Below are 11,092 nucleotides of genomic sequence, written 5' to 3'. Positions count from 1 at the left end.
CTGTACTAAGCTGTATGTGGCATTCGCTCAACCACCCGCCGTGGATGGGTGAGACTTACCAACTTCTCGGTTTGCGGACCCGAAACGTTACGTCCATCGCGGTGACAGATCACGAAAAGTGCGGAAAGACCGCCCCGACCAGCGGACGCGGAGCCGTGTGCCCGGTCAGCGGGCCCGGCGCCGTCGAACGTTCGGTATCGTGGCGCCGATCACACTCAGGACGCCGAGGGCCACGAACACGTACTCGACGGTGGATCCCAGCCGTGTCGCGAGTGTGGTGTCGGTGCGCAGACCCACCGTGGCGACCAGATGGTCGGCGTCGAAGAGAGCGGTTCGCGAGGTCACGGAACCGTCGGGCGCGATGACGGCGCTGACCCCGCTGGTGGCGGCGACCACGACGGTCCTCGAGTGCTCCACCGCCCGGACTCGCGACATGGCCAGCTGCTGGTAGGTCATCTCCGTGTCGCCGAAGGTCGCGTTGTTGGTGGGCACCGCGAGAATCTGGGCGCCGGCGCGCACCGCCTCGGTGGGTGCGCGGTCGAAGGCCACCTCGTAGCAAGTCGCGACTCCCACGGCGAGAGCCCGCTGCTCGCGATCCGTGCCGGCGGGCACGTGCACGACGCCGTCGCCGTCGCCGGGCACGAAGTTGCCCGCCGAGTCGGCGTACGAGGAGAACAGCCGGAAGAAGCTGCGGTACGGCAGATACTCCCCGAACGGTTGGACGATCTTCTTGTCGTGGCGCTCCCCCGGTCCGGCGGCTCCGTCCCAGGCGATGACCGAGTTGGTGGAGGTGCCGTCGGCATTCGACAGCACCGCGCCCACGAGAATCGGTGCGTCGATCCGGACGGAGGCGGCCGTGATCTCGGCCGCTGCGGTCGCGTCGCGGGTGGGATCGACGTCCGACGCGTTCTCCGGCCAGATGACGACGTCGGGCTTCGGGGTCCGCCCCGCCTCGACCTCCTCCGCCAGCCGGAGAGTCTCGTTCACGTGGTTGTCGAGCACCTGGCGGCGTTGCGCATTGAAGTCGAGGCCCAGCCGGGGAACGCTGCCCTGGATGGCCGCGACGGTGATCGTGTCGTCACCGTCCTGCGGACCCGCGAGCGTGGGGCGCACGACGAGCGCGACGACCGGCGCCACGGCGGCGAGCGCGACCAGCCCGGCGACCGAGGTGACGGCGACGCCGGTGCGCAGCGTCCTGCACAGCAGCGTCAGGCACACACCGATCAGTGCCACCGCGGCGCTGAGCAGCGGGGCGCCGCCGAGTGCGGCCAGCGGAAGCAGGGGTGACTCGGACTGACCGAAGGCCAGACGGCCCCAGGGGAATCCGCCGAACGGGACCGTGCTGCGCAACCATTCCGTCAGTGACCACACCATGGTGATCCACACCGCGGCGAACGGCAGGCGGGACACCACCACGGCGAGCAGTCCGAACAGACCGAGGAACAGTGACTCCGCGACGGCAAGCGCGATCCACGGCAGCGGTCCGACGTACACGCCGATCCACGGGAGCAGCGGCAGGAAGAAGCCGAGGCCGAAGGCGAACCCGTACAGGAAGCCGCCCTTCAGCGACAGGGCGCGCGCCGGATCGTCGACCCGCCGCTCGGTCAGGACGAACGTGACGAGCGCCAGGGCGACGGGCGCGAGAAACCACAGTGATCGCGGTGGGAACGACGCGAACAGGAGCGCGCCGGCGCCGGCCGAGAGAGCGAGCCGCGCCGGCGCGACAAGTCGAGCGGGAGCGCTCACGCGCGGAACACCGTGGTGCCGCGGTGCACGGTCTCGAGGCACACCGGGTCCGGCGCGTCGGGATCGAGGCGAGGCAGGGCCGGAACCCGTGACCGCGGGTCGGTGGACCAGCGCTGCACCGAGTCCCGTGGTGCGCTCACGACCAGTTCCGCGGCGTCCCACAGCGCATAGCTGGCCAGCGCGCCCGGCACCAGCGTGCCGGCCAGGCCGTCGCGCACTCCCCCGGCGCGCCAGGCGCCGCGCGTCGCCGCGGAGAATGCGGCGCGGGGCGAGACGGCACTGCCCGGTGTGCGGTGGTTGACCGCTCCGCGGACACCGCGCCACGGCTCGAGCGGCGTGACGGGCGCGTCCGACCCGATGGCCAGCGACACCCCGGCGGAGGCCATCATCGCCAGCGGGTTGAGTGCGCGAGCGCGCTCCGAGCCGAGTCGGGTGGCGTACAGGCCCTCCTCACCGCCCCAGTAGGTGTCGAACACCGGTTGCACGCTCGCGATCACACCCCACGCCGCGAGGGCGTCGGCCTGCTCGGACGACACCATCTCGATGTGCTCGAGGCGATGGCCGCGAGACGCCACGGCGGGGCCGCCGAGCTCGGACACGACCCGTCCGAATGCCTCGACCACAGCACTGGTGGCGGCGTCGCCGATGACGTGGAAGCCGGCCTGGATCCCGGCGCGGGTGCAGGCGGAGACGTGCGCCGCGATCGCGTCGACGTCGAGATACGAACGGCCGCAACCGGAGTGGTCGGCGTAGTGGTCGTGCAGCCAGGCGGTGTGCGAGCCGATCGAACCGTCGACGAAGAGGTCGCCGCCCAGGGCGTGCGCACCGGTCGCGGCCAGGAGTGCCGTCGCCTCGTCCGGGGTCGAGACGGCTTCGCCCCAGTAGGCGCGCACCTCGACGCCGTGCTCGAGGGCGAGGAGTTCGGCCAGGTCGACGCGGCCGGAGATGTCGGGGCCGGCGCACTCGTGCACGGCGGCGACCCCGTGCGCGGCAGCATGATCGAGCGCGGCGACGCGGGCGCGGTGCCGGCCCGCGGGGCTCAGCAGGTCCAGCGCCCGGGTGCGCACGGCATGGTGCGCCTCCGCGATGAGCGGCCGTTGCGGATCTGCGGTGGCGACCACGTCTCCAGCGGCGCGACGCAGCACCGTCGAGCACGCCGCGGAGTGCGCGTCGATGCGCGAGAGGTACACGGCCCGTCCGGGTGCTGCGGCGTCGAGCTCCGCGGTGGTGGGGCCGCGCCCCTCCGGCCACGTCGACTCGTCCCAGTTCTGCCCCCAGATCAGGGTGCCCCCGTCCTCGGCCGCGTACGCCGCGAGAGCACGCAGGCACTCGTCGAGAGACCGAGCGCCGCTCAGATCGAGTCCGATGAGCGCCAGACCGGTGGCGGTGGTGTGGACGTGGGTGTCCACGAACGCGGGAGTCACGAACTCCCCGTTCAGTTCCACCACCTCGGCGTCGGGATGCAGCGCCCGCGCGGGGCGATCCTCACCGATCCAGACGACGGTGCCGTCGGTGACGGCCATGGCTGTTGCGTCGGGCGCGGACGGGCTGTAGATCCGTCCGCCGACCAGCAGATGCGTACTCACGCTCGCCAGTGTGCCCGGTGTGGGGCGGCCGGGGTGTCGGGGGTCAGCGCTCGTCGCGGCCGGTGGTGCCGTCGATCACACCGCGGGTGTCGCGAGGGGCCGAATTCCCGCGGTCGGGCATCACGTCGCCGTCGATGACCACGTGACCGGCCCCGAATCCCCGCGGCCCGAATCCCCGCGGCCCGAATCCCTGCGGCCCGAATCCACCGGGCGGGAACGTACGGCCCGAGGCCACGGCCGTCTCGACGCGCCGGGCGGCGGACCGCGCGATGACCGGACGCAGCAGCGCGCGGGTCAGCGGGATCATCAGCAGCAGGCCGAGGACGCTCGAGACGAGACCGGGGATCGTCAGCAGGACCGAGCCGAGGGCCACGAGCGCACCGTCCGCGACCGCGCCGCCGGGTGAGCGGCGTCCGGCGTTGGCCGAGCGCAGTTCCGAGAGCACGCGCCGACCCTGGGAGCGGATCGCGACCATGCCCAGAGCGGACAGTGCGATCACCACGAACACCGTCCACAGGATGCCGATCGCCGAGCCGAGCCACACGAGGGCGCTGATCTCGACGACGACGTAGAGGAAGAAGTAGAGCAGTGGCATCGCGGGAGTCCTTTCGGCGACTGGTCGAACCCGTCTGCCGTGTCAACGCGCGACCGCCTCGTTTTTCTCCCGGCCGGTCAGGCGCCCGGAGTGACCAGTCCGAGCTCGTAGGCGAGCACGACGGCCTGGACGCGATCGCGCAGCCCGAGCTTGGTGAGCATGCGGCCGACGTGGGTCTTGACGGTCGCCTCGGACAGGAACAGCTCGCCCGCGATCTCGGCGTTCGACTTGCCGGCGGCGATGAGCAGCAGCACCTCGCGCTCACGGTCGGTGAGCGACTCGACGGCGGCAGATCGTCCGGGAACGTCGCGCGGCTGCCCGGCGACGATGCGGGACAGGAGGCGCCGGGTGACCCGCGGTGAGACGACGGCGTCCCCTGCCGCCACGCTGCGGATCGCGGACACGAGGTCCTCCGGAGGCGTGTCCTTGAGGAGGAATCCGCTGGCACCGGCACGCAGTGCGCCCAGGGCGTGTTCGTCCAGGTCGAAGGTGGTCATGACGATGACCCGCACCTCGGGTTGAGCCGCAATGATGCGTTCGGTGGCCGAGACACCGTCGATGCCGGGCATGCGGACGTCCATCAGCACGACGTCCGGTTCGAGGCGCGCGGCCGCGGCGATCGCGGAGGCGCCGTCGGGCACGTCGCCCACCACGTCGATGTCGGGCTGCGCGCCGAGAACCATCGACAGGCCCATGCGCATCAGTTCCTGATCGTCGACCAGGAGCACCGAGATGGACACGGGAGACAACCTAGCGGTCCGGGTGGTCCTGGTCGACGCCCAGCGCGGCCTTCAGTTCGAGGGGCAGCGTCGCGGCCACGCGCCACCGGCCGTCCGGCAGCGGACCGGCGCGGAGCTCTCCGCCCAGCACGGCGACACGTTCGCGCATGCCGATGACGCCGAAGCCGCTGGTGGTGGGTGCGGCGTGGATGTCGACGGCCGGGCCGGTGTCGTCCGAGGAATTGATCACCGACACCGTCACCGCGGACGGTTCGCGGCGCACGGCCACCACGGCTCGGGGCCGCTCACCGCCGTGGCGCAGCACGTTGGTGAGCGATTCCTGCACCAGCCGGTGCACCCCGAGCGACACCGCCGGCGGCAGGTCGTCGAGTTCGCCCGTCTGCTCGATGGACACCCGCAGCCCGGCGGCGCGCATCAACTCCACGATCTTGGCGAGGGCCGCGGTGCCGTACTCGGGGTGGGACTCGGACGACTCGTCGGTCCGCAACAGCGACACCGTGCGTCGGAGTTCGGTGAGTGCGGTGCGGCCGGTCGCGGAGATGTTCGCGAGTGCCGCCGCGGCCCGCTCCGGGTCCGACCGCAGCGCGTAGGACGCCCCGTCCGCCTGCACGATCATGACGCTCACCGCGTGGGCCACCACGTCGTGCAGTTCGCGGGCGATGCGGGTGCGCTCGGCGGACACCGCCTCGACGGCGCGTCGGTCACGATCGGATTCGGCGACGGCGAGCCGTGCGCTGACCTCGGCGACGTAGGCCCGGCGAGTCCCGAGGAACTCCGCCGTGATGTAGGCCAGGGCGTAGAGGAGGACGAAGAAGATGGTGGAGGTCCAGTCGGACCCGAGCACGAGTCGCACGACGACGATGTCGGCCGCGAGGCCCAGCGCGAAGAGGAGGGTCGTGCGCCGGTCGGTGTACACGGCCAGCGTGTAGAGCATCACCACGAAGCCGAGCTGCCCGGGCGGCAGCGTGCGCGGTTCCTCCGATGCCCACACCATCAGAGTCGCGACCTGACCGAGTGCGAGCGCCGTCCAGGCGGCGGCCACCGGGTAGCGGCGGCGCCAGGCGATCGGCGTGGACACGGCGACCGCCATCGCCACGTAGACGAGTGGCTGCTCCACGGCAGCGACGGCCGTGAGCTCGATGAGGAAGAGTGACACCGCCAGCGCACAGTCGACCGCGAACGGACGGTGGCGGAGCCATTCGCTGAATCGGCGCATCGTGGTCGAAGCGTAACGCGAGTGCTGTGATCGAATGTCCGCCATGGGTGCTGGTGACTGGTCGGTGTTGCTGGCTGCCGCATTGGCGGCGGGCTGGGTGGACGCCGTGGTCGGTGGCGGCGGGCTCATCCTGCTGCCGGCGCTCCTGTTGGTCACGCCGGCCGCCACGACGCAACAGACGGTGCTGGCGACCAACAAGCTCGCGTCCGTCGCCGGCACCACCGCCGCGGTGCTGACCTTCTCCCGCAAGGTCCCGATGAACTGGCGTCTCCTCGCTCCCGCCGGAGTGGTGGCCGCAGTCGGCGCGGCGTTCGGCGCCGCCACGGTCAGCCTCATCGACAAGGACCTCTTCATCCCGATCGTGCTGGTCGTGCTGGTCGGTGTCGCCGTGCTGGTGACACTCCGACCCACAGTCGGCGTCGTGGTGGGTGATCCGCCGACGCGGCGCCGCATCACCATCGTGGTGGTGGTGGCCGCCGTCGCCATCGGGTTCTACGACGGCATCCTCGGCCCGGGCACCGGCACCTTCCTCATCATCACGTTCGCCACCCTGCTCGGCACCGAGTTCGTGCGCAGCGCAGCGATGGCGAAGGTCCTGAATCTGGGATCCAACATCGGCGCCCTCCTGTACTTCTCGGCGACCGACGACATTCTCTGGTTGCTCGGCCTCGCCATGGCCGTCGCGAACGTCGCGGGGTCGCTGGTCGGCTCACGCATGGCGATCTCACGTGGTGCCGGGTTCGTGCGCGTCGTGTTGTTGGTGGTGGTGTTCGCGCTCGTCGTCCGACTCGGGTGGCAACAATTCGGCTAGCGTCACCGGTGTGAGAGACGTCGACAGCGATTTCGTCGCCCTGCCGCTGCATGCGCTCGCGGACGCGGCACTGACAGCGGCACGCGCGTCCGGTGCCACGCACGCGGATCTTCGCGTGCATCGGCTCCGGACTCAGTCGCTCGCGCTGCGCGACGGTGAGGTGCAGTCGAGTGTCGAGGCGACGACGCTGGGCTTCGCGGTCCGGGTGGTCGTCGACGGCACCTGGGGCTTCGCATCGGGAGCCGTGCTGTCGGTGGACGAGGCAGTCTCCGTCACCTCGCGCGCCGTGCTCGTCGCACAGGCGTTGCGAGACCTGAACCGAGACTCCGTCGTGCTCGCCTCCGAACCGGTGTACGAGAACGTGTCGTGGGTGTCGGACTACGAGATCGATCCCTTCGACGTCCCCACCTCGGACAAGGTCGACCTACTGGGCGAGTACTCCGGTCGTCTGCTGACCTCGGACGGCGTCGATCACGTCAGTGCCTCTGTGCTGCAGGTCAAGGAGCAGACGTTCTACGCCGATATCGCCGGGTCACGCATCACGCAGCAGCGGGTACGGCTCCACCCGCAGATCGACGCCGTGTCCGTCGATTCCGCGTCCGGTGGCTTCGACTCGATGCGCACCCTCGCTCCCCCGACGGGACGCGGCTGGGAGTACCTGACCTCCGACGGGACCGGCGCCGACGGACTGTGGGACTGGGACGACGAACTCTCGCGCATCCCCGACTGGCTCGCCGAGAAGACAAAGGCCCCCGGCGTGGAGCCCGGGCTCACCGATCTGGTGATCGACCCGACCAACCTGTGGCTCACCATCCACGAGTCCATCGGCCACGCCACGGAGTACGACCGTGCGATCGGGTACGAGGCCGCCTATGCCGGAACGTCCTTCGCGACGCCCGACCAGCTCGGCACGCTGCGCTACGGCAGTGAGTCGATGCACGTGACCGCCGACCGCACCGAACGCCACGGGTTGTCCAGCATCGGGTGGGACGACGACGGCGTGGCGTCGCAGTCGTGGGATCTGGTGCGTGACGGTGTTCTCGTCGGCTACCAGCTCGACAGGGTGTTCGCCCCCCGCCTCGGGCTCGAGCGGTCGAACGGGTGCTCGTACGCGGACTCGCCCCATCACGTCCCGATCCAGCGGATGGCCAACGTCTCGCTGCAACCGGACCCGCACGTCGATCGCAGCGTGGACGATCTCATCGCCGACGTCGAGCACGGCGTCTATGTGGTGGGCGACAAGTCGTGGTCGATCGACATGCAGCGCTACAACTTTCAGTTCACCGGCCAGCGCTTCTTCCGCATCGAGAACGGGGCTCTCGCGGGCCAGGTCCGGGACCTGGCGTACCAGGCGACGACCACCGATTTCTGGGGCTCGATGGAGGCGGTGGGCGGACCGTCCACGTGGCGTCTGGGCGGCGCGTTCAACTGCGGCAAGGCGCAGCCCGGTCAGGTGGCGGCGGTGTCGCACGGCTGCCCCGCTGCTCTCTTCCGTTCGGTCAACGTCCTCAACACACGAACGGAGGCGGGTCAGTGAGCGTCAGCACTCCCCTCGGCGGCCACGATCTGGTGGAGCGTGCGCTGTCGTACGCCACCGTCTCGGACACCGTCGTGATCGTCGCCGACATCTCGGAGGCATCCCTGCGGTGGGCCGGGAACTCGATGACCACCAACGGCGTGGGTGACTCGAGGTCCTGGACCGTCGTCTCGATCGTGCGGGACGGCACGGCGGCGCGGGTGGGAACGGTCTCGTCCACGAGCATGGATCCGGATGATGTCGCCGGCGTCGTGGCAGCCGCCGAGGACGCCGCTCGTGCGGCTCAGCCCGCCACCGATGCGATGCCCCTCGTCGAGGGCGCCCCGACGCCGGACTCCGGCTGGGGCGACGTCCCGCTCCGCACGGGGATCGACGTGTTCGACTCCGTGGTACCGGGCCTGGCGCGGGGATTCGACGGAGCCGATGCGTTGTACGGCTTCGCGCATCACACGGTCCGCACCGTGTGGCTGGGCACGTCCACCGGGGTACGGCGGCGCGTCGTCGAACCTGTCGGATCGCTCGAGATCAACGGTAAGAGGGGTGGTCTCTCGGGCGGTGCCAGTGCCTGGGTGGGCACCGGTACCCGAGACTTCCGCGACATCGATCTGGATGCGTCCCTGGCCGAACTGACGCGCCGGCTCGACTGGTCCGCCCGGACCGTCGACCTTCCCGCGGGACGCTACGAGACGATCCTCCCACCGTCCGCGGTCGCCGATCTGATGATCGATCTGCTGTGGTCGATGGACGGCCGGGGCGCGCAGGAGGGCCGCACCGCCCTGTCCGCTCCCGGCGGTGGCACCCGCGTCGGTGAGGTGCTCGGACACCTCGGTCTCACGCTGTACTCCGACCCGTCCGAGAACGGCCTCGAGTACGCCCCGTTCGTGGTCACCGGATCCTCGAGCGACGCGGTGTCGGTGTTCGACAACGGAATGGACGCAGGCCGCACCGACTGGATCCGCGACGGTGCAATCACCTCCCTTGCCTACCCACGTTCCGCCGCAGCAGAATTCGGGGCAACACCCACTGTGCCCGGTGACAACCTCGTCATGGTGGGCGGCGCCGGCGGTTCCGTCGACGACCTCGTCGCGCGCACCGAACGAGGACTGTTGCTGACGACCCTCTGGTACATCCGCGAGGTGGACCCGACGACCATGCTCCTCACCGGGTTGACCCGGGACGGCGTCTACCTGGTCGAGGATGGCCGAGTCACCGCTGCCGTCAACAACTTCCGGTTCAACGAGAGCCCGCTCGACATCCTGCGCCGCGCGACGGAGGCGGGTACGACCGTTCCCACCCTGCCGCGTGAGTGGTCGGACTGGTTCACCCGCGCAGCGATGCCCCCGATGCGGATCCCCGACTTCCACATGTCGTCCGTGAGCGCGGCCCAGTAGGAGGAGCCTCACTCGCCGGGTGCGGTGAAGTAGTCGGTGCCGTGAGAGTCGCGGACATGGACGATCCCGTCCCGGAGCATGCGGTGGTGCCACTGCCGCCGGGTTTTCAGGCCGTGGTGTCGACGGCACAGCGGCGCGAGGTTGCCGGTCACGGTCCATCCGCCTCTCCGGGGGTCGGTGTGGTCGAACGGGACGACGTGGTCGAGGTCGCAGTCCTCGCTGGGCACACCACATCCGGGATGGATGCACGTCGGATACAGCGCCGTCACCAGGGCGGCGACCGCCTCGGACGGCCGGTACGTCAACGCACCCGTCGGGGGTACGGCGAAGCCGCCGTGCCCGTCGGGGTTGGCGACGGCACGGTCCACCGCAGAGGGTGGGAGCGCGCGAAGGTACTCGACCTGCTCCCGGAGTTTTCGGTTTTTCGTCCTGCCCAGTTTCCCCGTGGTCGGTGTCCAGCCTGCGGGCATGCGGCGGGTGCGGCGAACCTCCCGACCGTCGATCGGCACGGGCGGGGCCGGTGAGTCGGGGATTGTGGGTGGGTCGTGCTGCGGGCATGGGCAACTGCACCCCGCCCGCGGTTCGGGGACCGTCGCGGCGGTGATGAGTGCCTGCCACGTCGCATCCCCGGCGATTCTCCGGGCCACATCGGCAGGAACCGGACCCCAGCCGACGAGATGACCGGGCTCCCCCGCCAACCCCGCCGCCGTGGCCGCATCGAGCACGATCACCGCAGTGGCCTCGGTACAGGAGACCGTCTCCCGCCGTTCGCAGTCCTGGCCAGCACATTCACACGCGACAGCTCCGCCGGCGAGCACAGCGTGAGCCGCATCGAACGACCGCGCCGGCAGCGGCCGCGGATCCGTCGCGCACACCCCCCGCGCCGCCTCGACGATGGCCCGCTTCATCCCGGCGATCTGCTCTGCGGGGCCACGAACCTTCAGCTCGGCTTGACCTCGCGGCAGCTTCCTGACAGAGACGTACCGTTCCGTCGTCGCGCGCTCCCGAGCCTTCCGGTGCCACTCCGCGTCGAACTCCGCGAGAATTCGATCGACCGCCACGACGACCGCACCCGGAGTGCAACTCGACGCGGCAGCGATCACCCGCTGCAGCAGTGCCTCGGTGGCGTCCGGGACCCCGGCCACCGACCTGCACACCGTCCGGAACGCCGCATACGCCAACCGGCCCGCATCGAACGCCTCCGCCACCGCAGGATGCGCGGTGCGGGTCAGGAACAGCCACTCGGTCACCGTGCGCGTCGACACCGCCAACGCCGCCGCGACCTCCGCCACCGCACAGATCTCAGCAGCCTCGGCATCGAACACCCCACCCGGCCCCAGCACCGCCGGCCGACGCGAGGACTCCTGCACGTACGCACACGACGCCGACACGGTCCGGGCGAACGACGCCTGAGCATCGACCTTCGACGACACCAATAGATCCGTCGAAACCACTGTGTCGTACACGAAT

At 70.4% G+C, this 11,092-nt stretch carries 9 protein-coding genes; 3 read left to right on the top strand and 6 right to left on the bottom strand.

All coding sequences use genetic code 11. The annotated features are described in order from the left end of the window. Nucleotides 1-165 precede the first annotated feature (165 nt). From lnt to HQ325_RS21695, 5 genes are all read right to left on the bottom strand, one after another. Nucleotides 166-1,746, bottom strand: a complete 1,581-nt coding sequence (lnt, locus tag HQ325_RS21715; RefSeq protein WP_222632377.1) for an apolipoprotein N-acyltransferase — start codon at nucleotides 1,744-1,746, stop codon at nucleotides 166-168. Next, on the bottom strand, nucleotides 1,743-3,332 hold the full coding sequence (locus tag HQ325_RS21710) for an amidohydrolase (RefSeq protein WP_308014593.1): 1,590 nt from the start codon (nucleotides 3,330-3,332) through the stop codon (nucleotides 1,743-1,745). The genes lnt and HQ325_RS21710 overlap by 4 nt, the downstream gene beginning before the upstream one ends. 43 nt (nucleotides 3,333-3,375) lie before the next feature. Then, the gene (locus HQ325_RS21705) at nucleotides 3,376-3,927 is read right to left on the bottom strand and encodes an FxsA family protein (RefSeq protein WP_222632375.1); all 552 of its coding nucleotides are present in this window, start codon (nucleotides 3,925-3,927) and stop codon (nucleotides 3,376-3,378) included. Nucleotides 3,928-4,004: 77 nt separating this feature from the next. After that, nucleotides 4,005-4,667, bottom strand: a complete 663-nt coding sequence (locus HQ325_RS21700) for a response regulator transcription factor (protein WP_027505385.1) — start codon at nucleotides 4,665-4,667, stop codon at nucleotides 4,005-4,007. A 10-nt stretch (nucleotides 4,668-4,677) separates the two neighbouring features. Beyond that, nucleotides 4,678-5,883 carry a sensor histidine kinase gene (locus HQ325_RS21695; protein WP_051613278.1) on the bottom strand — a complete coding sequence of 402 codons (1,206 nt, stop codon included), beginning with the start codon at nucleotides 5,881-5,883 and terminating at the stop codon, nucleotides 4,678-4,680. Between the two features lie 43 nt (nucleotides 5,884-5,926). Between HQ325_RS21695 and HQ325_RS21690 the strand changes: the two genes are divergently transcribed. Genes HQ325_RS21690 through HQ325_RS21680 form a run of 3 tightly spaced genes read left to right on the top strand, consistent with a single transcriptional unit; the run spans nucleotide 5,927 to nucleotide 9,622 of the window. Then, nucleotides 5,927-6,694, top strand: coding sequence for a TSUP family transporter (locus HQ325_RS21690; RefSeq protein ID WP_222632373.1), 768 nt, complete (start codon nucleotides 5,927-5,929; stop codon nucleotides 6,692-6,694). A gap of 10 nt (nucleotides 6,695-6,704) precedes the next feature. Beyond that, nucleotides 6,705-8,231, top strand: coding sequence for a TldD/PmbA family protein (locus HQ325_RS21685; protein ID WP_222632371.1), 1,527 nt, complete (start codon nucleotides 6,705-6,707; stop codon nucleotides 8,229-8,231). After that, on the top strand, nucleotides 8,228-9,622 hold the full coding sequence (locus HQ325_RS21680) for a metallopeptidase TldD-related protein (protein ID WP_027505382.1): 1,395 nt from the start codon (nucleotides 8,228-8,230) through the stop codon (nucleotides 9,620-9,622). The genes HQ325_RS21685 and HQ325_RS21680 overlap by 4 nt, the downstream gene beginning before the upstream one ends. Nucleotides 9,623-9,630: 8 nt before the next feature. Here HQ325_RS21680 and HQ325_RS21675 read toward each other — a convergent pair whose 3' ends face one another. Beyond that, the gene (locus HQ325_RS21675; RefSeq protein WP_222632370.1) at nucleotides 9,631-11,088 is read right to left on the bottom strand and encodes an HNH endonuclease signature motif containing protein; all 1,458 of its coding nucleotides are present in this window, start codon (nucleotides 11,086-11,088) and stop codon (nucleotides 9,631-9,633) included. Nucleotides 11,089-11,092: the final 4 nt, after the last annotated feature.

It is taken from the genome of Rhodococcus sp. BP-349, assembly GCF_019835845.1.
Lineage (GTDB): Bacteria > Actinomycetota > Actinomycetes > Mycobacteriales > Mycobacteriaceae > Rhodococcoides.
Note: the sequence above shows the minus strand (reverse complement) of the source record. Positions and strands in the feature narration are given on the sequence as shown.